The organism is Mycolicibacterium aichiense (assembly GCF_010726245.1).
In the GTDB taxonomy this organism is placed as follows: domain Bacteria; phylum Actinomycetota; class Actinomycetes; order Mycobacteriales; family Mycobacteriaceae; genus Mycobacterium; species Mycobacterium aichiense.
In genome coordinates, this window is record NZ_AP022561.1 from 1,848,177 (window position 1) to 1,867,740 (window position 19,564).

Consider the following 19,564-nt stretch of genomic DNA (forward strand, 5'->3'; position numbering starts at 1 on the left):
GGCCGGTAATGGGGTATGGTGTAATTGGCAACACTAGGGATTCTGATTCCCTCATTCTAGGTTCGAGTCCTGGTACCCCAGCAATTATGTCGGCAACGCCCTCTGGGCTATGCTGGCAACCCGGTGCGCCACACGGCGCGCCACGGATTTGGTTCTGGCCCCGTCGTCTAGCGGCCTAGGACGCCGCCCTCTCACGGCGGTAGCGTGGGTTCGAATCCCATCGGGGCTACCAAATCAAATCGCCCGGTCATCGACCGGGCGATTCGTCGTTTCTCGGCCGACTTAGTCGGCGGGCGCGGTGGAGCCGGCCAGCGGCATCGGGGGCAGACCGAGCTTGCCGTGATCCCAGGATCGGGTGCGCTTGGCCACAATGCGCACCGCCACACGCTTGTTCATCATCATGTCGACGGCCGGCTTGAGGTCGTCGGTGTAGGGGCCGTTGTAGCGCTCCCACACACTGACACCGACCTTGAAGATGGTGTCGGGATCTTCGACGATCTCGGCGACACCTTCGAAGGAGACGCCGCGCAGGGTGTCGTAGGTGTCGCCGTCCTCGATGAGGAAGCTCACCCGCGGGTCGCGACGCAGGTTCACGGCCTTCTGCGACTTGGCTTTCGTCTCGACCCAGATCTCGTCGTCGAGGACGCCGTACCACATGGCCACGAGATGCGGCTGGCCGTCGGGTCCGATGGTCGCCATGGTGCCGGTGCGGCTGCGTGCGACGAAGTCGGCGACTTCGTCGTCGGACATGACGATCTGGTTGCGCTGATTGGTTCCCATGGCGTCAGTTTGTCAGGCCCTGCGGCGCGGCTGTCGCGGGGATCACAGTCGGCGCGTCAGTGCGTCGGCGGCGGCCAATAGATCGGCGGCCCAACGCGCGCCGGGCCTGCGGCCCATCCGGTCGATCGGACCCGATACCGACACCGCCGCCACCACCGTGCCGGTGCGATCCCGCACCGGGGCCGAGACACTGGCCACCCCCGGCTCGCGTTCGGCCGCGCTTTGCGCCCAGCCTCGGCGGCGGACCTCGGCGAGGGTGCGTTCGGTGAATTTCGCCGTCGGGAGCACGGCCTGCTGGGTTGCGGTGTCGCTGAAGGCCAGCAGGACCTTCGCGCCCGACCCTGCCGTCATCGGCAGGCGAGCTCCGACAGGCACGGTATCGCGAAGCCCGGCAGGGGGTTCCAGCGCAGCGACGCAGATCCGCGTAGTGCCCTCGCGGCGGTAGAGCTGCACGCTCTCGCCGGTGATCTCCCGCAGCCGGGGCAATACCGTGGCGCCCGCGGCGAGCAGCGGATCGTTGACGTGGGCGGACAATTCGGAGATGGCCGGTCCGAGTCGCCACCGGCCGGCGCTGTCGCGGGCCAGTAGGCGGTGGACCTCCAGGCCGGCGGCCAGCCGGTGGGCGGTCGCGCGGGGCAGGCCGGTTCGCTCACAGAGTTCGGCCAACCCGCAGGGGGACTCGGCGATTGAGTGCAGTACGCCCACGGCTTTGTCCAGCACGCCGATGCCGCTATCCTGTCTCATAGAGAGATACTAGCGTCCCGAAATGTGAGATAGCCACTCTCGCCGTCCGGGAATCGAGAAGTGAAGTGAGAACCCATGGCTCAGTCCGACAAGCCCAGGACACTGCCCGAGAAGGTGTGGGACGACCACGTCGTGGTCGCCGGAACCGGCACCGGCTCATCACGTGAACCCGACCTGATCTACATCGATCTCCATCTCATCCATGAGGTGACGAGCCCGCAGGCCTTCGACGGGCTGCGGCTCGCCGGCCGTCCGGTGCACCGACCGGATCTCACGATCGCCACCGAGGACCACAACGTCCCGACGGTCGACATCGACAAGCCGATCGCCGATCCGATCTCCCGGACCCAGGTCGAGACCCTGCGCCACAACTGCGCCGAATTCGGGGTTCGGCTGCATCCGATGGGCGATGCCGAACAGGGCATCGTTCACGTGATGGGGCCCCAGCTGGGACTGACCCAGCCCGGAATGACGATCGTGTGCGGCGACAGCCACACCTCCACCCATGGGGCGTTCGGGGCGATCGCGATGGGGATCGGCACCTCCGAAGTCGAGCATGTGCTTGCCACCCAGACACTTCCGCTGCGTCCGTTCAAGACGATGGCGGTCAATGTCGACGGCGCGCTGCCTGCCGGAGTCAGCGCCAAGGACATCATCCTGGCCGTGATCGCCAAGATCGGTACCGGCGGCGGTCAGGGTTACGTCATCGAATATCGCGGCAGCACCATCGAATCACTGTCGATGGAGAGCCGGATGACCATCTGCAATATGAGCATCGAGGCCGGCGCCCGCGCCGGTTTGGTGGCGCCGGATGAGACGACCTATGAGTTCCTGCGGGGCCGTCCCTACGCGCCCACCGGTGCGGATTGGGATACGGCTGTGGCCGCGTGGGAGGCGCTGAAGACCGACGAGGGTGCCGAATTCGACACCGAGGTCTACATCGACGCGACGACGCTGAGCCCCTTCGTCACGTGGGGCACGAACCCCGGACAGGGTGTTCCGCTGGCCGACTCGGTGCCCGACCCCGAGTTGATGACCAGCGATGCCGAGCGGCAGGCCGCCGAGAAGGCGTTGGCATACATGGACCTTCGGGCGGGGATGCCGATGCGTGAAGTCGCCGTCGACGCCGTCTTCGTCGGGTCGTGCACGAACGGGCGTATCGAGGATCTGCGGGTGGTGGCCGACGTACTGCGTGGCCGCAAGGTCGCCGACGGGGTCCGCATGCTGATCGTTCCGGGCTCGATGCGGGTGCGCGCACAGGCCGAAAGTGAAGGGCTGGGCGAGATCTTCACCGCCGCCGGTGCTGATTGGCGCCAAGCGGGCTGCTCGATGTGTCTCGGCATGAACCCCGATCAGCTGGCGCCGGGGGAGCGCTGTGCGTCGACGTCCAACCGGAATTTCGAAGGCCGGCAGGGCAAGGGCGGGCGGACACATCTCGTTTCGCCTGCGGTCGCCGCGGCGACCGCGGTGCGCGGAACGCTGTCCTCGCCTGCCGATCTCGAAAAATAGACCTGCTAAGGAGAACACGATGGATGCATTTCACACCCACACCGGCATCGGTGTTCCGTTGCGGCGGTCCAATGTCGACACCGATCAGATCATTCCGGCGGTGTATTTGAAGCGGGTTACCAGAACGGGTTTCGAGGATGGATTGTTCGCCGCGTGGCGCAACGATCCTTCTTTCGTTCTGAATCTGAGCCCCTTCGACCGTGGTTCGGTTCTGGTGGCAGGACCGGACTTCGGCACCGGCTCGTCGCGCGAGCATGCGGTCTGGGCGCTCATGGACTTCGGATTCCGGGTCGTCATCTCATCCCGTTTCGCCGACATCTTTCGCGGCAACGCCGGCAAGGCCGGGCTGCTGGCGGCCGAAGTCGCTCAAGATGATGTTGAACTTTTGTGGAAGCTCATCGAGCAGAATCCAGGGCTGGAACTGACTGTGAATCTTCAAGATCGAAATATCACCGCGGGAACAGCCGTGGTGCCGTTCACGATTGACGATTACACGGCGTGGCGACTGCTGGAAGGCCTCGACGATATCGGCCTTACGCTGCGGAAACGCGATGAAATCGCGGCCTTCGAGGAGGCTCGTCCGAGTTGGAAGCCGCGCATTACGACGCCCTCCTGAACGACGCGGGACGCCGAAATCCCGCGCCAAAACCGGGGTTCGGACGCCCTGAAATCACCGCCCTAGGGCGGCAAGCGGATTGCTGAAATCCTCCTAAGTAATGCCTGAAATTGGGCGTGGCTCTTGGAAATCTGCAGCTCTTGGGTTTACCGTGTTCTGCAGTCGGTCCAAAGTGGACCACTGGCTTCGGAGGAATTGAATGAACAAAGCAGAGCTCATCGACGTACTCACGGAGAAATTGGGCTCAGATCGTCGGCAGGCAACCCTGGCGGTGGAGAACGTCGTCGACACCATTGTGCGCGCGGTGCACAAGGGCGACAGCGTGACCATCACGGGCTTCGGCGTTTTCGAGCAGCGGCGTCGTGCCGCTCGTGTGGCGCGTAACCCGCGCACCGGCGAAACCGTCAAAGTGAAGCCGACTTCCGTTCCCGCTTTCCGTCCCGGCGCTCAGTTCAAGGCCGTCGTCTCTGGTTCACAGAAGCTTCCTTCGGAGGGCCCCGCCGTCAAGCGCGGTGCTGTCGGCGGACCCGTCAAGAAGGCAGCGGCCAAGAAGGCCGTTCGCAAGGCGGTCGTGAAGAAGGCTGCTACCAAGGCTCCTGCCAAGAAGGCTGCACCGGCTAAGAAGGCTGCACCGGCCAAGAAGGCTGCACCGGCCAAGAAGGCGGCTCCGGCCAAGAAGGCCGCGCCCGCCAAGAAGGCGGCTCCGGCCAAGAAGGCTCCGGCCAAGAAGGCCGCGCCCGCCAAGAAGGCGGCTCCGGCCAAGAAGGCTCCGGCCAAGAAGGCCGCGCCCGCCAAGAAGGCTGCACCGGCCAAGAAGGCTCCGGCCAAGAAGGCTCCGGCCAAAAAGGGCCGTCGCTAAATAGCTGAAGTTGAATACGCCGCGGGCCGTGCGCCCGCGGCGTATTCGCGTGTCAGGGTCGTGTTGCCAGTGGACTGTCGATGTAGTCGGCGGCCACGACCCGGTCGCCGGACAGCGACAGCACCCAGGTGCTGCCCTTGCGGTTACGTGACTTGTCCGGCTTGTCGGTGCCACGCCACCAGGCCAGCAGGTAGGGAATCACCTTGCCCTGCGTGCAGATGACCGGTGTCCCGCCCTGCGCGGCGATCTTGATGATGCGGTTGTGCGCGGCGTCCGGGTCGGCGGCGTACGCCTCTTCGGTGAGGCTGGTCTCGGCGGAGATCGTCACGCCGAGTTCTTGCGCCAGCGGTTCGACTGTCTGAGAGCAGCGAACCCGGTCGGCCGCGTAGACGTCGGTGGCCCCGAATGCCATCAGCTGGCCGGCCAACGATTCCGCTTGCGCGCGACCGTTCTTGTCCAGCGGCCGGCTTCGGTCGTCGCCCTTGTAGCGGGACTTGATGCCCGCGGTTCCGTGCCGGACGATCAAGACCGTCGTGGTGTCGGCCGGTTGCTTGGCGAACGCCTTCAGCACTTCCCGGTCGTGCGGGTAGGTGAGACGCTGCGCCGCGTCGGCGACCGGCAGCCACTCCATCACGTCGACTTCGGCGTTGGGCGTGAATTCGCCGCCCAGTGCCCGTGCCGTCCAGTAGTGAACGATCTTGGTTCCCTGCGGGATCGGGTAGTGCGTCTGGATCAGGCGACGGCCCAGAACAGACCGCTGGCCGGTTTCCTCCCAGATCTCGCGCACCGCGGCGATAGGCTCGTTTTCGCCCGGATCCACTTTGCCTTTGGGTAGCGACCAATCGTCGTAGCGCGGGCGATGAATCACGGCGACGTGCAACTCGCCCGTGTCGGGATCGTGTCGCCACAGCGCCGCACCGGCGGCAATCACCCGACGCTTGAGCGTCTTGCCGTTCTTTGCCGCTGCCTTGTTCGTCGATTTGGTCCTCGAGCTGTCACGTGACGCTCTCTTGGCCACGTCAACTCCCGCAAATCATTTCGGGGCCCTGTGCGGGACCGGATCTGGTGGGTCGCAACGGGGAAAGCACTCAGCGCTGCCGATGACGTTCCATCAGCCACACCTGATGGTCCCGGACTTGCCTGCCATCTTGCGGCGCCGCGGTCCAGTGGCCCTCGGGTCCCAGCTCCCAGCATCGCGTCGAGGGATCCATGGCCGATTCGAAGATGTCGTCGAGATGCGCAGTGAGCCGGGGATCTTTCACCTGTGCCATCACCTCGACGCGCCGATCGAGATTGCGGTGCATCATGTCGGCGCTGCCGATGAAGAACTCGTTGATCGCGTTGAAATGGAAGATCCGTGAATGCTCCAGAAACCGGCCGAGAATCGAACGTACGACGATGTTCTCGGAGAAACCCTCGGCACCCGGCTTGAGGGCGCAGATGCCGCGGACGACCACCTCGACGCGGACACCGGCCTGCGATGCGCGGTACAGCGCGTCGATGACCTGTTCGTCGACAAGGGCGTTGGCCTTCAGCCGAATCCGGCCGTTCTCGCCTCGGCGGTGCGCGTCGATCTCGCGTTCGATGCGCTCGATGATTCCCTTGCGCACTCCGTGTGGGGCGACCAGCAGGTTGCGGTAGCTGACCTTGCGGGAGTAGCCGGTAAGGGAATTGAACAGATCCGTCAGGTCCGCACCGATGTCGGGCGCGGCGGTGATCAAGCCCACGTCCTCATACAGTCGCGCGGTTTTCGGGTTGTAGTTCCCGGTGCCGATATGGCAGTAGCGACGGATCGTCGAGCCCTCGCGGCGCACCACCAGGCAGGTCTTGCAGTGGGTCTTCAACCCGATCAGCCCGTAAACGACATGCACGCCCGCATCTTCCAGCGTGCGGGCCCACTTGATGTTGGCCTGCTCGTCGAAACGGGCCTTCAGTTCCACCAGGGCGACCACCTGCTTGCCCGCCTGCGCCGCGTCGATGAGCGCGTTGACGATCGGGGAGTCACCGGAGGTCCGGTACAGCGTCTGCTTGATGGCCAACACATTCGGGTCCGCGGCGGCCTGTTCGATGAAGCGCTGCACGCTCGTCGAGAACGAGTCGTATGGATGATGTACCAGCACGTCACCGTCGCGCAGCGTGGAGAAGATGCTCTTGGGCGTCTCCCGTTCGGCGAACGCCGGATGGGTGGCCGGCACGAACGGGCGGTCCTTGAGGGCAGGTCGGTCGATGCCGTACACCTGCCACAGCGACGAAAGATCCAGCAGCCCCGGCACCTGCACCACGTCGCCCGGGTGGACGTCGAGCTCGCGGAGCAGCAGTTCGAGCATGTGCTCGGTCATGTCGTCGGCGACCTCGAGGCGCACCGGAGACCCGAATCGCCGTCGCGCCAGTTCACGTTCGAGCGCTTGAAGCAGGTCTTCGTCACGGTCTTCTTCGACCTGCATATCGGCGTTGCGGGTGATGCGGAAGACGTGATGCTCGACGATCTCCATGCCGGGAAACAGCACCGGCAGGAAGGCCGCGATGAGTTCCTCGGTGGGCAGGAACCGGACGACGTCGCTATCTCCGTTGGTGCCCTTGAGCACAACGAACCGGTCGACGTTGTCGGGAACCTTGATGCGGGCGAAGTGTTCGCCACCGTCGTCGGGCGACTTCACGGTGATCGCCAGGTTGAGGCTCAGCCCGCTGACGAAGGGGAACGGATGGGCGGGGTCGACGGCGAGCGGTGTGAGAACCGGGAAGACCTGCTCGTGGAAGTACGTCGACAACTCACTGCGTTCGGCGTCGGTGAGGTCCGCCCACGTGACGATGTGAATTCCCTCGTCGGCCAAGGCCGGCCGCACCGACTGGATGAAGACCTCGGCCTGTCGCAACGAGATCTGGCGGGTGCGTTCGCCGATCCGGCGCAATTGTTCGCGCGGCGACAGCCCGTCGGCGGAACGCACGGACAACCCCATCTCGTCGCGGCGCTTCAGCCCGGCCACCCGGACCATGTAGAACTCGTCGAGATTGGACGCGAAGATCGCCAGGAACTTCGCCCGCTCCAGCAGAGCCAGTGAGGTGTCGGCCGCCAGCGCCAGCACGCGGGCGTTGAAGTCCAGCCAGCTCAGCTCTCGGTTGAGGTACCGGTCCTCGGGCAGTGCATTCTCGACGGCGGCAGCCGTGGCCGCCGGCGGGGCCTCCGGCGCTGCGTCGCCGGGCTGCCAGCCGTCGTCCGTCGATCGCGCATCGGTATCGGTGTCCGTCACGCTTCCGATCATCCCCCATCCGCGGAGCGCGCGGACCGAGGCAGGCAGAAGTTGCTGGCCGTTCAGGCGTTGTTAACCGTCAGTGGTGGCTGATTGCCCTGGTCGTCGCCGCCCCGACACCCAGCAGTCGCGCTGCCTCCAGGTCCTCGATGGTGTCGATGTCGCAGCGCAGCCCCGGCCATACGCCGGTCAGTTCGACGGCACCCGAGTCGCGGTGCAGGCGGGCCGAATCCCGGCCGAGTAGTGGGTCCAATGGGACCCCGAACGCGAACAGCGCCGCGGTACCGGTGCCGGGACGGTCGGGCACGAAACTGCGCCGGTACGCCCGCGCATGCGCCACGGCGTCGGTGAGTTCGTGAGTCTGCAGTGCGGGCAAATCCCCTTGCAGCACAACAGTATTGGCCGTGTTCATGCTGACGGCAGCCCAGGCGAATCGGACGGCGGTGTTCAACGGGTCGGGCTCGGTCGGCGGCGTGGCGTCGAAGAGCACCTCCGCGCCGAGCTCACGGGCGGCGGCGGCCGCCGTGTCGTCGGGGGTGACCACGGTGATCGACGCGACGGCGCTGACCGCGCGGGCCGCCGTGATGGTGTCGATCAACATCGCGAGCACCACCTGCTCGCGGGTGCTCGCCGAGAACACCGGACTGAGTCTGGTCTTGGCGGCCGCGAGGCGTTTCACCGCAATGATCACGCCGAGGTCCGCGCTCATGTTCACCATCCTTCCAGCGTCGTTCGGGTCGCCTGCATTCCTGGCCGGCGAGCGGTCCCGGCGGCGTGGGCTACGTTAATGACCATGACCAGCACGGTGGGCACCGCCGCGGTGATGGGCGCCGGCGCCTGGGGAACCGCACTGGCCAAAGTTCTCGCCGACGCCGGCTCCGAGGTCCGGTTGTGGTCGCGTCGCGCGGAAGTCGCCGAGGCGGTCAACATCACACACGCCAACCCCGGATACCTCCCCGGCATCGCGCTGCCGGACACGATCCGCGCCACCACCGATGCCGCGGAGGCTCTCGACGGGCTGACCACCGTGCTGCTCGCCGTGCCCGCGCAGACCTTGCGCACCAACCTCGAACAGTGGCGCGGCGTGATCGCCGACGGCGCAACTCTGGTGAGCCTGGCCAAGGGCATCGAGTTGGGCAGCCTGATGCGAATGAGCCAGGTCATCGTTGCGGTGACCGGCGTCGATCCCAGCCAGGTCGCCGTCGTCTCCGGCCCGAACCTGGCCGATGAGATCGCCCAGGGGCAGCCGGCCGCGACGGTGGTGGCCTGCACCGACTCCGGGCGCGCGATCACCCTGCAGCGCGCACTGAGCACGGGTTACTTCCGCCCCTACACGAACGCCGACGTCATCGGCACCGAGATCGGCGGGGCGTGCAAGAACGTCATCGCGCTGGCCTGCGGCATGGCCGCCGGAGTGGGACTCGGGGAGAACACCGCTGCGGCGATCATCACCCGCGGCCTGGCCGAGATCATGCGGCTGGGCATCGCCGTGGGCGCCAAGACCGCGACGCTGGCCGGTCTTGCCGGCGTGGGCGACCTGGTCGCCACCTGCACGTCGCCGCATTCGCGGAACCGGAGTTTCGGTGAGCGACTCGGCCGCGGCGGCACCATGGAGGCCGCCCAACTGGCCGCCGGCGGGCACGTTGCCGAAGGCGTCACCTCGTGTGAATCGATCCTGGCACTGGCGTCGAGCTATGACGTCGAGATGCCGCTGACCGATGCGGTCCACCGGGTGTGCCACAAAGGATTGTCCGTCGACCAGGCGGTGGCGCTGTTGTTGGGCCGCAGCACCAAACCGGAATGACCGACCGCTACGGCGACTCGACGCGCGCCGTCAAAGCTGTGAGTTCCCTGCCGATTCCGGGAGCGCCGGTTCAGCCGGGTCCGGTTCCGGCGTCGGCGTACCACCTGTCCGACGACGAGGGCAGCGAGCAGAACACCTACGGGCGCGCCACCAACCCCACCTGGCGGCAGCTCGAGTCGGCACTGGCTGAGCTCGAAGGAGCCGCCGCCGCCCTGGCTTTCGGTTCCGGGATGGCTGCGATCACCGCCGCGCTGCGCGTGACGGCCACACCCGGCTCGGTACTGGTGGTCCCCGCCGACGGCTACTACCAGGTCCGCCGCTATGCCGCGGAATATCTTGCCCCGCAAGGTATTACGGTTCACGAGGCCGACGCGGAGCAGATCTACCGGGCCGCCGGCGGCGCCGACGTCGTGCTGGCGGAAACCCCGACCAATCCGGGGCTGGAAGTCGTGGACGTGCGCAGGCTCGCCGAGATCTGCCGGCACCGGGGCGCGCGGCTGCTGGTGGACAACACCACCGCAACTCCGCTGGGTCAGCAACCGCTCGCGCTGGGCGCTGATCTGGTGGTGGCCAGCGCCACCAAAGCCCTGTCGGGTCACAGCGATCTGCTGGCCGGGTACATCGCAGGCGCCGATCACGAGCTGATGGCCGCAGTGGAGCGGGAGCGGCTGCTGTCCGGGGCGATCCTGGGGCCGTTCGAAGCGTGGCTGGTGCTGCGCAGCCTCGGCAGCTTCGGCCTGCGCTTCGACCGGCAATGCCGAAACGCCCTCGCGCTGGCCACCGCGCTGCGCGGCCACCCGGGCGTCCGCTCAGTGCGCTACCCGGGGCTGCCCGACGACCCGGCCCACGCGCTGGCCGCCGTGCAGATGCGCCGCTTCGGGGGATTGGTGTCGATCGAACTCCCCGACGCCGACGCCGTCCACGCCTTGGTGCAGCGCAGCGACCTGCTGGTGGCGGCGACCAGCTTCGGCGGCCTTCACACCTGCGTCGACCGTCGGGCCCGCTGGGGTGACCCGGTGGCCGGTGGATTCGCCCGGATTTCGGCAGGCATCGAGGACACCGACGATCTGGTCGCTGACGTCCTCGCGGCCCTGGACGCAGGATAGTGCCTGCTCACAGCGTCAGATCGTGCTGATAGCGCCCGGGGGCGTAGCCTCTCTAGCTTGTGACTTCTCGTATCCGCGTTGCCGTCGTCTACGGGGGCCGCAGCTCCGAGCACGCCATTTCCTGCGTGTCGGCCGGAAGCATCCTGCGCAACCTCGACCCGGAACGGTTCGAGGTTGTCGCCGTGGGCATCACCCCGGAGGGCTCCTGGGTGCTGACCGACGGCAAGCCGGAAACCCTGGCCATCACCGACCGGCGGCTGCCAGAGGTCACGGGTGACTCCGGCACGGCGCTGGCGTTGCCTGCCGATCCGCAGCGCCACGGCCAGCTGGTGTCGTTGGGTCAGGCAGCCGGCGAGGTACTGACGGCGGTCGACGTCGTCTTCCCGATCCTGCACGGGCCCTATGGCGAAGACGGCACTATCCAGGGTCTGCTCGAATTGGCGGGCGTGCCGTACGTCGGCGCCGGCGTGCTGGCCAGCGCGGCAGGCATGGACAAGGAGTTCACCAAGAAGCTGTTGGCCGCCGACGGTCTCCCGATCGGCGATCATGTGGTGCTGCGGCCGCAGGAGAAGGCGCCGACGCTCGACGACATCATGCGCCTTGGCTTTCCGATGTTCGTCAAACCTGCGCGTGGTGGGTCCTCGATCGGGGTGAACCGGGTCACGAGCCCCGACGAGCTACCCGCGGCGATCGCCGATGCCCGCTCACACGATCCCAAGGTCATCATCGAAGCCGCGATCGAAGGCCGCGAGCTCGAGTGCGGCGTCCTCGAATTCCCGGACGGGTCAGTGCAAGCCAGCGCGATCGGCGAGATCCGGGTCGCCGGCATCGCAGGCCGCGAAGACGGCTTCTACGACTTCGCCACCAAATATCTGGACGACGGCGCCGAACTCGACGTCCCCGCGAAAGTCGATGAAGACGTTGCAGAGGAATTGCGGCACTTGGCAATTCGTACTTTCAAGGCTCTGGACTGCCAGGGTTTGGCGCGGGTGGACTTCTTCCTCACCGAGGACGGTCCGGTGGTCAACGAGATCAACACCATGCCCGGGTTCACCACGATCTCGATGTATCCGCGGATGTGGGCTGCCAGCGGCATCGACTACCCGACGCTGGTCGGCACCATGGTGGAGACGGCGTTGGCGCGCGGGACCGGTCTGCGCTGACTCAGCGAGGCGGGTTCGGGTCGATCGGAACCGCAGGCAATGTTCGCGCGATCAGGTCCGATAACGCCTGAATGGGCGTGGGGCCAGACTCTTTCGGCAGGGTGAGTGCCAGGTACACCGGGCGGTCCACGGTGACCCAGGTGCTGCGATCGGTCTGGGGATCGTCGAGCTGAAACCATTGGACCGCGTTGACCAGTTGGATGGGGGAGCCCACCATGAACTCCGCGGGCCGGTCGATGCCACAGCGGAGGATGACCGGGTAATTGTCGGCCTCCCCACGCCAGGCTGCCGCGCCGGGTGGCACCGGCTCGGCCGCCGCGACCCGATGGAATTCGCCGAGGTTTTCCGGCAACGCGCCGATCAGAGTGCGGCAGCTCGGTGAATCCGCTTGCGGCGCTGGGGCGGCGGCGATGACCACCGGCTGGACCGGAGCTTTGCGGGTAGCCGCGATCGCAAGCACCGCGCCGATCGCCACCACGGCCACGACGACCGCGGCGATCAGGAAGGCGCGGGGCGGTCCGTCCCTTGTGCTGTCCTCGCCGGCGACGGGAAGGGGCTCAGTCGGCATCGGCGATGGGGCAGGTGAGGGTTCGGGTGATCCCGGCGATCTGCTGAACGCTGGGCACCACGGCGGCGGTCAGGTCATCTTTGGTGGTCGCGGCGACTCGGACCACCACGTCATAGGGACCGGTCACGTACTCGGCGGACACTATGCCCGGCAGCGCGGCCACCTGCTTGGCGACGACCTCGGCGCGGCCGACCTCGGTCTGGATCAGCATGTACGCCTCCACCACCGTCGCCTCCTCTCGATGGCCGCTCGCATGCGGCGCCGCCCTAGACTGGCATGTCCGGGTGCCGGCAAGGCCCCAACGTACCGCAGGTTGCCGTGCCGATCAGCCTGGGCGACGGGAGGAGGGCACACCTCGTGGCCGACGGCGGCGAACCCACATTGCGCCAGCTCGGCGAGTTCCCCGTGATCGACCGGCTGGTGGCCGGACGTCGTCAACCCGCGGCCGTCACGGTCGGGCCGGGAGACGACGCCGCGGTGGTGGCGATGCCGGACGGCCGGGTCGTCGTGAGCACCGACATGCTCGTCGAAGGGCGTCACTTCCGGCTGGATTGGTCCTCTCCGCTGGAGGTCGGCCGAAAAGCCATCGCGCAGAACGCCGCCGACATCGAGTCGATGGGCGCGCGGGTCAGCGCGTTCGTCGTCGCGTTCGGCGCCCCGCCCGACACCCCGGCGGCCCGAGCGCAGGAGTTGGCCGACGGAATGTGGCTGGAGGCCGGTCCGCTGGGCGCCGGAATCGTCGGAGGGGATCTGGTCGCCAGCCCCCAGTGGGTGATATCGGTGACCGCATTCGGCGACCTGTCCGGCCGGCCGCCGGTGCTGCGCAGTGGAGCGCGGCCGGGGTCGGTGGTCGCCGTCAGTGGTGAGCTGGGCCGCTCTGCTGCCGGATATCTGTTGTGGCACAAGGGCATCGATGATTTCACCGAGCTGCGGCAGCGACACCTGGTCCCGCGTCCGCCCTACGGGCAGGGCATAGTGGCGGCGGCGGCCGGGGCTCAGGCGATGACCGACGTCTCCGACGGCCTGCTGGCCGATCTCGGCCACATCGCCCGCGACTCCAGGGTTCTCATCGACCTCGCCACGGACGCGCTGCGACCTGATGTCGACGCCGTCACTGCCGCGGCCGCTGCGGCCGATGCCGATCCCCGCGCGCTGGTGCTCTCCGGTGGCGAAGATCACGCCCTCGTCGCCTGCTTTCCCGCCGCGGTTCCGCCCGGGTGGCGGGTGATCGGCACCGTGCGAGACGGCGGGCCCGGCGTGCTCGTCGACGGCCTCGGGTGGGATGGCGCGGCGGGTTGGCAATCCTTCGACTGACGGCGCGCGTTAGGTTACGTCGGTGACGACCACCGCCCGGCCGCTGGCCGAACTCGTCGACAAGGGCTGGGCGCAGGCGCTCGCCCCGGTCAGTGACCAGATCACCCAAATGGGCACGTTCCTGCGCGATGAGATCGCCGCAGGCAGGCACTATCTGCCCGCCGGCCAGAACGTGCTGCGGGCCTTCACCTTTCCGTTCAACGAGGTGCGGGTACTGATCGTGGGTCAGGATCCGTACCCCACGCCGGGGCACGCGGTGGGTCTGAGCTTCTCGGTCGCCCCCGACGTACGACCGGTACCGCGCAGCCTGGCCAACATCTTCACCGAATACACCGCGGACCTCGGCCACCCACAGCCGTCGACCGGTGACCTCACGCCGTGGTCGCAGCGCGGTGTCATGCTGCTGAACAGGGTGCTGACCGTGCGGCCGGGAACCCCGGCATCGCATCGGGGGAAAGGCTGGGAGGCCGTCACCGAATGCGCGATCCGCGCGCTGGTGGCGCGCGATCAACCCTTGGTGGCGATCCTGTGGGGGCGGGACGCGTCGACGCTCAAGCCCATGCTGGGGGGCTCCGGCGGGCAGGAGCGAAGCGACCCGGGGATTAGCCGATGCGTCGCGATCGAGTCGCCGCATCCCTCACCGCTGTCGGCGTCCCGGGGGTTCTTCGGCTCGCGGCCGTTCAGCCGGGCCAACGAACTGCTGACCGGGATGGGTGCCGAGCCGATCGACTGGCGACTGCCTTAACGCGCGCCGAGATCGACGTTTCGCAGGGAACGTCTCGAACTTTTCCGCCCGTACGTCGGTTTGGGCGGAAGAGCGGAATTAGCCGCGGCTGACCTTGCCTGCCTTGAGGCAGGAGGTGCAGACGTTCACGCGGTGCTTGTTGCCACCGGGGCGGCTCACGGCGCGCACGGTCTGGATGTTCGGGTTCCAGCGACGGCTGGTCCGGCGATGGGAATGCGACACCGACTTGCCGAAGCCGGGGCCCTTTCCGCAGACGTCGCACACGGCAGCCATGTAGAACTCCTCTATCGAACGTGTTCCTGGGGGCCAACGACCGAAACGGGTGACCCGACAACCTGACTAGGATAGCCGTCCGGCGAACCGAACGCCAAAATGCGCCATTGCAACGCCTGGACGACACCGCCTGCGGCCACCTGACCTGCGGCGACCCGGCCATCCCACCGCCCTGCGCCGCGGCGGCATCGCGGTGTCGGGTGGACTGGATAGGCTGGCGCGACGACGCCGTGTGATGGCCAGGGATCGCGAGGAGGTGCCGATGCCGGACCGGCGGCTGGACGCATCTGCGCTACGCGACTGGGCCTCTACCGCGGTCGGCGACCTGATCACCCACACCGACGAGATCAACCGGCTCAATGTGTTCCCGGTGGCCGACTCCGATACCGGGACCAACCTCCTGTTCACCATGCGGGCGGCGCTGACCGAGGCGGACTCGGTGACCGGCTCGGGTGGCGTCGACGAGCTGACCGCCGCGCTCGCGGAGGGCGCATTGCACGGGGCCCGGGGCAACTCCGGGGTGATCCTGTCGCAGATCCTGCGCGGTCTGGCCGACGTCACCGCCGCGGCGGCCGCCGACACCGGCGGTTATCTCGCCGACATCGACGCAGTACTGCTGGGCGCGGGCCTTCGGCACGCGGTCGGGCTGGTGGTGTCGTCGATGGGCGGCCAGCTGGTGGCCGGCACGATCGTCTCGGTGCTGCAGGCCGTCGCCGACACCGTGCAACAGTGGGCCGCCGATGGCGCCAGTCTTGCCGAATCGCTCACCGCAGGCGGCGAGGCCGCGGTCACCGCGCTGGATCGCACGCCCGAACAGCTCGACGCGCTGGCCGAGGCAGGGGTGGTCGACGCAGGCGGGCGCGGCTTCCTCGTTCTCATCGACGCGCTGATCGCCACCGTCACCGGACATGCGCCGCACCGGCACGTCTACGAACCGGGCCCGCCGCTGATCGAGACCGCCACCGCGGAACCGGCTCCGCCGCAATTCGAAGTGATGTATCTGCTCGCCGGCTGCGAGCCGGCCACCCTCGAACCGCTACGCACCCGGCTGGAGCAGCTCGGCGAATCGGTCGCGATCGCCGCGTCGGCCGAACGCTATTCGGTACACGTGCACACCGACGACGCCGGCGCCGCGGTGGAGGCCGGGTTGGCGGCCGGTGCGGTCAGCAGGATTCAGATCTCGGTGTTGAGCACCGGGCCCGCCCGGGTTTCTCCGGGCAGCTGGAGTCGGGAGCGCGCGGTGCTTGCCGTCGTCGACGGAGACGGTGCCGCAGAGCTTTTCAGTCAGGAAGGCGCCTGTGTGCTGCGGCCGGACGCCGAGCTGGCTGATCCGGTCAACGGCGTGAGTGCCCGCGAACTGTTACGCGCGCTGGTCGATGCCGGGGCCGCTCAGGTGATGGTGTTGCCCAACGGCTATGTGGCGGCAGAGGAGCTGGTCGCCGGGTGCACGGCCGGAATCGGTTGGGGCATAGACGTTGTCGCGTTGCCGACCGGTTCGATGGTGCAGGGGCTGGCTGCGCTCGCGGTCCACGACCCAAGCCGGCAGGCCGTCGACGACGGGTATTCGATGGCCAGGGCGGCGGCCGCGGCCCGGCACGGTTCGGTGCGCACCGCCACCGAACAGGCGCTCACGTGGGCGGGGAGCTGCGAACCGGGTGACGGGCTGGGCATCGCCGGTGACGAAGTCCTGGTGGTCGCCGACGATGTGACCGGTGCGGCCGCCGGACTGATCGATCTGCTGCTGGTGGCCGGTGGTGAGCTGGTGACCGTGTTGACCGGTGCCGGCACCGATCCGGCTATCGCCGAGGCGCTGGCCGCGCACATCCACCGGCGCCATCCCGGAATCGAATTCGCCACCTACGCCACCGGTCACCGCGGCGACGAGCTGTTGATCGGGGTGGAGTAGTCATGGTCAGTCTCACCGACCGTCTCGACGGGATCGCCGGCGGCAAGGCCGCCGGCCTGCTCGACGACGTGTTCGGCATCCGCACCGTCGACGACCTGCTGCGGCACTACCCGCGCAAGTACATCCACGGAATGTCGGTGTGGGGCGAGGACGAGGCGCCGCCGGAGGAGGGCGAGCACATCACGCTGGTCGGCGAGATCGAGAAGGCCGAGGTCCGCTGGACCAATCGCCAACCCAAGCGCGAGTATCTGGTGATCACCCTGGGCAAGGGCCGGCGCAAGGTCACCGCGACGTTCTTCAACGCCAAGTGGCTGAAGAAGGAATTGATCGAGGGCGTCCGGCTGATGCTGTCCGGCGAGGTCGGGTTCTTCAAGGGCAACATGCAGCTCACGCACCCGGACTTCCTGGCACTGAACTCCCCGCGGGGGAGGGTGTTCGGAAGCAAGTCGCTCAAGACGATCGCAGACACGTCGACCTCGGAGGCCGGCGAACTGTCGATGGCGGCGTTCGAGCGCGACTTCTTCCCGATCTACCCGGCCAGCTCCAAGCTGCAGAGTTGGGACATCTACGCCTGCGTGCAGCAGGTACTCGCGGTACTGGACCCCATACCCGATCCGCTGCCCGAAAGCGTTGTGCGCCAACGAGGTCTGATCTCCGAAGATGAGGCGCTGCGCGCCATTCACGTCGCCGAGCGGGAGCCCGAGCGGGAGGCGGCCCGGGAGCGGCTGCGGTTCGACGAGGCCGTGGGGATGCAGTGGGCGCTCGCGCAGCGCCGCCACGGCGAGCTCTCCGAATCCGGCCCCGTCGCGCCGCGCCGTGACGACGGCTTGGCCGCTGCGCTGATCGAGCGACTGCCCTTCGCGTTGACGGCGGGTCAACGTGAGGTGCTCGACGTCGTCTCCTGCGAACTGGCCGCGAGCAAGCCGATGAACCGGCTGCTGCAGGGTGAGGTCGGCTCCGGCAAAACGATCGTGTCGGTGGTGGCCATGCTGCAGATGGTCGATGCGGGTTACCAGTGCGCATTGCTCGCGCCGACCGAAGTCCTTGCCGCCCAACATGCCCAGTCGATCCGCGGCGTCCTCGGGCCGCTGGCGATGGCCGGCCAACTCGGTGGCGAGGACGGGGCGACTCGCGTCGCACTGCTGACCGGGTCGATGTCGGCGGCCCAGAAACGTCAGGTCCGCGATGAGGTGGCGTCCGGGGAGGCGGGCATCGTCGTCGGTACCCACGCGCTGTTGCAGGACGCGGTCGAGTTCCACAAGCTGGGCTTCGTCGTCGTCGACGAACAACACCGGTTCGGCGTGGAGCAGCGAGACCGGTTGCGCGCCAAGGCGCCTGCGGGACTGACTCCGCATCTACTGGTCATGACGGCCACACCGATCCCGCGCACGGTCGCATTGACGGTGTACGGCGACCTGGAAACCTCGACCCTGCGCGAACTTCCGCGCGGGCGCCAGCCGATCACCACCAACACGATCTTCATCAAGGACAAGCCGCAATGGCTGGCGCGGGCCTGGCAGCGGATCACCGAGGAGGTCGGCGAAGGCCGGCAGGCCTACGTCGTGGCGTCCCGGATCGACGAGAACGACAAGTCGGGCGAGCAGGAAGCGGGCCCGCCCGCCGAGACCGTCGTCAACCTGTTCAACCACCTGGGGCACGGGCCGCTGGCGGGGCTGCGGTTGGGCCTGATGCACGGCAGGCTGCCCGCCGACGAGAAGGACGCGGTGATGGCCGCGTTCCGGGCAGGCGACATCGACGTCCTGGTGTGCACCACGGTCATCGAGGTGGGTGTGGATGTGCCGAATGCGACGGTGATGGTGGTGATGGACGCCGACCGGTTCGGCATCAGCCAGCTACACCAGTTGCGCGGGCGGATCGGGCGCGGCTCGCATGCCAGCCTGTGCCTGCTGGCCACCAAGCTCCCCGAGGGATCCAAAGCCGGCGACCGGTTGACCGCGGTGGCCAGCACCTTGGACGGCTTCGAGTTGGCGGATCTGGACCTGCAGGAGCGCCGCGAGGGAGATGTGTTGGGGCTCAACCAGTCCGGCCGTCCTATCACGCTGCGCTTTCTGTCTCTGGCCGAGCACCTCGAGGTCATCGTCGACGCCCGAGAGGTGGCTCAGTCGATCTATGCCCGTGATCCGGCCAACCCCGGCATGGCGGTCCTGGCCGGCCAGTTCACCGGCGGCGACCGGATCGACTACCTGGACAAGTCGTGAGACAGCGGTCGCTGATCTGGCTGGCGGTGATCGCGGCGCTGGCCGTGATCGTCTCCGTACAGGTGACGTCCTCGACCAGCCATCCCGATGCGATGATCGCCCGCGCCGACGTACCGACGGTGGCACCGGGAACCGACGTGCTCGACGGCATCGTGGTGATCCCGCAGCGGCTGCGCGGCAACGACTACCGGCGCGCGGCATTCGGTGATGCGTGGGACGACAACAACTCCGCGCCTGGCGGGCACAACGGCTGCGACACCCGTGACGACGTGCTTGACCGCGATCTCGTCGACAAGACCTTCGTGTTCACCAAACGCTGCCCGCAGGCGGTCGCCACCGGCGTCCTGCACGACCCGTACACCAGCGCGACGATCCCGTTCACCCGCGGCGCGCAGGTCGGGGCCGCGGTGCAGATTGATCACCTGGTGCCGCTGGCGTATGCGTGGGACATGGGCGCCCGAAACTGGCCGGACGACATGCGGATTCGATTCGCCAACGATCCGGCCAACCTGCTGGCCGTCGACGGCCAGGTGAATCAGGACAAGGGCGACCAGCCGCCCGGCAGCTGGATGCCGCCCAATCACGCGTTCTGGTGCCAGTACGCGATGCAGTTCATCGCGGTGCTGCGAGGTTACGCACTACCGGTGGACCAGGCGTCTGCCGACGAGCTGCGTTCGGCCGCGGGCACCTGCCCCAGCCGTTAGCCGGCG

General features: G+C 67.6%; 19 protein-coding genes and 2 tRNA genes. 13 read left to right on the forward strand and 8 right to left on the reverse strand.

Annotated features, from left to right (window positions below):
• Positions 1-9 precede the first annotated feature (9 nt).
• Positions 10-81, forward strand: a tRNA-Gln gene (locus G6N32_RS08920).
• Positions 82-156: 75 nt separating this feature from the next.
• Positions 157-232: transfer RNA gene (locus G6N32_RS08925), tRNA-Glu, on the forward strand.
• Between the two features lie 50 nt (positions 233-282).
• Here the strand turns inward: G6N32_RS08925 and G6N32_RS08930 are convergent.
• Both G6N32_RS08930 and G6N32_RS08935 read right to left on the reverse strand, forming a co-directional pair.
• Complete coding sequence (locus tag G6N32_RS08930) at positions 283-780, reverse strand: PPOX class F420-dependent oxidoreductase (protein ID WP_115319285.1); 498 nt, start codon at positions 778-780, stop codon at positions 283-285.
• Between the two features lie 42 nt (positions 781-822).
• Entirely contained in the window at positions 823-1,524 is a 702-nt protein-coding gene (locus G6N32_RS08935; RefSeq protein WP_115319286.1) for an IclR family transcriptional regulator, read from the reverse strand.
• A 75-nt stretch (positions 1,525-1,599) separates the two neighbouring features.
• Between G6N32_RS08935 and leuC the strand changes: the two genes are divergently transcribed.
• From leuC to G6N32_RS08950, 3 genes are all read left to right on the forward strand, one after another.
• On the forward strand, positions 1,600-3,033 hold the full coding sequence (gene leuC / locus G6N32_RS08940; RefSeq protein ID WP_115319287.1) for a 3-isopropylmalate dehydratase large subunit: 1,434 nt from the start codon (positions 1,600-1,602) through the stop codon (positions 3,031-3,033).
• A gap of 19 nt (positions 3,034-3,052) precedes the next feature.
• Positions 3,053-3,649, forward strand: a complete 597-nt coding sequence (gene leuD / locus G6N32_RS08945; protein WP_115319288.1) for a 3-isopropylmalate dehydratase small subunit — start codon at positions 3,053-3,055, stop codon at positions 3,647-3,649.
• Between the two features lie 199 nt (positions 3,650-3,848).
• Positions 3,849-4,508: an HU family DNA-binding protein gene (locus G6N32_RS08950; protein ID WP_115319289.1), complete on the forward strand. Its 660-nt coding sequence runs from the start codon at positions 3,849-3,851 to the stop codon at positions 4,506-4,508.
• A 52-nt stretch (positions 4,509-4,560) separates the two neighbouring features.
• Here G6N32_RS08950 and mutT1 read toward each other — a convergent pair whose 3' ends face one another.
• The 3 genes from mutT1 to cofC form a co-directional block, all read right to left on the reverse strand.
• On the reverse strand, positions 4,561-5,526 hold the full coding sequence (mutT1, locus tag G6N32_RS08955) for an 8-oxo-(d)GTP phosphatase MutT1 (protein ID WP_115319290.1): 966 nt from the start codon (positions 5,524-5,526) through the stop codon (positions 4,561-4,563).
• 70 nt (positions 5,527-5,596) lie between these two features.
• Positions 5,597-7,768: an RNA degradosome polyphosphate kinase gene (locus G6N32_RS08960; protein WP_115319291.1), complete on the reverse strand. Its 2,172-nt coding sequence runs from the start codon at positions 7,766-7,768 to the stop codon at positions 5,597-5,599.
• Between the two features lie 67 nt (positions 7,769-7,835).
• The gene (gene cofC / locus G6N32_RS08965; RefSeq protein ID WP_115319292.1) at positions 7,836-8,474 is read right to left on the reverse strand and encodes a 2-phospho-L-lactate guanylyltransferase; all 639 of its coding nucleotides are present in this window, start codon (positions 8,472-8,474) and stop codon (positions 7,836-7,838) included.
• A 69-nt stretch (positions 8,475-8,543) separates the two neighbouring features.
• On the opposite strand from cofC, the gene G6N32_RS08970 reads away from it, so the two are divergent.
• From G6N32_RS08970 to G6N32_RS08980, 3 genes are read left to right on the forward strand one after another with little or no spacing between them, the layout of a single operon-like run.
• Positions 8,544-9,560, forward strand: coding sequence for an NAD(P)H-dependent glycerol-3-phosphate dehydrogenase (locus G6N32_RS08970; protein ID WP_276047944.1), 1,017 nt, complete (start codon positions 8,544-8,546; stop codon positions 9,558-9,560).
• A complete protein-coding gene (locus G6N32_RS08975; protein ID WP_115319293.1) occupies positions 9,557-10,666 on the forward strand; it encodes a cystathionine gamma-lyase in 1,110 nt (369 codons plus the stop codon). The genes G6N32_RS08970 and G6N32_RS08975 overlap by 4 nt, the downstream gene beginning before the upstream one ends.
• 59 nt (positions 10,667-10,725) lie before the next feature.
• The gene (locus G6N32_RS08980; RefSeq protein ID WP_115319294.1) at positions 10,726-11,829 is read left to right on the forward strand and encodes a D-alanine--D-alanine ligase family protein; all 1,104 of its coding nucleotides are present in this window, start codon (positions 10,726-10,728) and stop codon (positions 11,827-11,829) included.
• A gap of 1 nt (position 11,830) precedes the next feature.
• On the opposite strand, the gene G6N32_RS08985 is transcribed toward G6N32_RS08980, so the two are convergent.
• Positions 11,831-12,397: a DUF3515 domain-containing protein gene (locus tag G6N32_RS08985; protein WP_115319295.1), complete on the reverse strand. Its 567-nt coding sequence runs from the start codon at positions 12,395-12,397 to the stop codon at positions 11,831-11,833.
• Entirely contained in the window at positions 12,387-12,623 is a 237-nt protein-coding gene (locus tag G6N32_RS08990; RefSeq protein WP_115319296.1) for an Lrp/AsnC ligand binding domain-containing protein, read from the reverse strand. Before G6N32_RS08990 ends, G6N32_RS08985 begins: the two co-directional genes overlap by 11 nt.
• Before the next feature lie 92 nt (positions 12,624-12,715).
• Between G6N32_RS08990 and G6N32_RS08995 the strand changes: the two genes are divergently transcribed.
• Both G6N32_RS08995 and G6N32_RS09000 read left to right on the forward strand, forming a co-directional pair.
• A complete protein-coding gene (locus tag G6N32_RS08995; protein WP_410432643.1) occupies positions 12,716-13,711 on the forward strand; it encodes a thiamine-phosphate kinase in 996 nt (331 codons plus the stop codon).
• 22 nt (positions 13,712-13,733) lie between these two features.
• On the forward strand, positions 13,734-14,456 hold the full coding sequence (locus tag G6N32_RS09000) for a uracil-DNA glycosylase (protein WP_115319298.1): 723 nt from the start codon (positions 13,734-13,736) through the stop codon (positions 14,454-14,456).
• 78 nt (positions 14,457-14,534) lie between these two features.
• Here G6N32_RS09000 and rpmB read toward each other — a convergent pair whose 3' ends face one another.
• Positions 14,535-14,729 (reverse strand): 50S ribosomal protein L28, encoded by a 195-nt coding sequence (gene rpmB, locus G6N32_RS09005; protein ID WP_036339124.1) that lies wholly within the window; start codon positions 14,727-14,729, stop codon positions 14,535-14,537.
• A gap of 262 nt (positions 14,730-14,991) precedes the next feature.
• Here rpmB and G6N32_RS09010 point away from each other — a divergent pair, with 262 nt between their 5' ends.
• Genes G6N32_RS09010 through G6N32_RS09020 form a run of 3 tightly spaced genes read left to right on the forward strand, consistent with a single transcriptional unit; the run spans position 14,992 to position 19,558 of the window.
• The gene (locus G6N32_RS09010; RefSeq protein WP_115321031.1) at positions 14,992-16,635 is read left to right on the forward strand and encodes a fatty acid kinase ATP-binding subunit FakA; all 1,644 of its coding nucleotides are present in this window, start codon (positions 14,992-14,994) and stop codon (positions 16,633-16,635) included.
• Positions 16,636-16,637: 2 nt separating this feature from the next.
• Positions 16,638-18,854 carry an ATP-dependent DNA helicase RecG gene (gene recG, locus G6N32_RS09015; RefSeq protein ID WP_115319299.1) on the forward strand — a complete coding sequence of 739 codons (2,217 nt, stop codon included), beginning with the start codon at positions 16,638-16,640 and terminating at the stop codon, positions 18,852-18,854.
• Positions 18,851-19,558: an HNH endonuclease family protein gene (locus tag G6N32_RS09020; protein ID WP_115319300.1), complete on the forward strand. Its 708-nt coding sequence runs from the start codon at positions 18,851-18,853 to the stop codon at positions 19,556-19,558. The genes recG and G6N32_RS09020 overlap by 4 nt, the downstream gene beginning before the upstream one ends.
• Positions 19,559-19,564: the final 6 nt, after the last annotated feature.

What these genes read in the sequence shown, in the direction of transcription:
- G6N32_RS08930 (WP_115319285.1), bottom strand. Translation starts at nt 780, where the DNA reads ATGGGAACCAATCAGCGCAACCAGATCGTCATGTCCGACGACGAAGTC.
- G6N32_RS08935 (WP_115319286.1), bottom strand. Translation starts at nt 1,524, where the DNA reads ATGAGACAGGATAGCGGCATCGGCGTGCTGGACAAAGCCGTGGGCGTA.
- leuC (WP_115319287.1), top strand. Translation starts at nt 1,600, where the DNA reads ATGGCTCAGTCCGACAAGCCCAGGACACTGCCCGAGAAGGTGTGGGAC.
- leuD (WP_115319288.1), top strand. Translation starts at nt 3,053, where the DNA reads ATGGATGCATTTCACACCCACACCGGCATCGGTGTTCCGTTGCGGCGG.
- G6N32_RS08950 (WP_115319289.1), top strand. Translation starts at nt 3,849, where the DNA reads ATGAACAAAGCAGAGCTCATCGACGTACTCACGGAGAAATTGGGCTCA.
- G6N32_RS08960 (WP_115319291.1), bottom strand. Translation starts at nt 7,768, where the DNA reads ATGATCGGAAGCGTGACGGACACCGATACCGATGCGCGATCGACGGAC.
- cofC (WP_115319292.1), bottom strand. Translation starts at nt 8,474, where the DNA reads ATGGTGAACATGAGCGCGGACCTCGGCGTGATCATTGCGGTGAAACGC.
- G6N32_RS08970 (WP_276047944.1), top strand. Translation starts at nt 8,544, where the DNA reads ATGACCATGACCAGCACGGTGGGCACCGCCGCGGTGATGGGCGCCGGC.
- G6N32_RS08975 (WP_115319293.1), top strand. Translation starts at nt 9,557, where the DNA reads ATGACCGACCGCTACGGCGACTCGACGCGCGCCGTCAAAGCTGTGAGT.
- G6N32_RS08985 (WP_115319295.1), bottom strand. Translation starts at nt 12,397, where the DNA reads ATGCCGACTGAGCCCCTTCCCGTCGCCGGCGAGGACAGCACAAGGGAC.
- rpmB (WP_036339124.1), bottom strand. Translation starts at nt 14,729, where the DNA reads ATGGCTGCCGTGTGCGACGTCTGCGGAAAGGGCCCCGGCTTCGGCAAG.
- G6N32_RS09010 (WP_115321031.1), top strand. Translation starts at nt 14,992, where the DNA reads ATGCCGGACCGGCGGCTGGACGCATCTGCGCTACGCGACTGGGCCTCT.
- recG (WP_115319299.1), top strand. Translation starts at nt 16,638, where the DNA reads ATGGTCAGTCTCACCGACCGTCTCGACGGGATCGCCGGCGGCAAGGCC.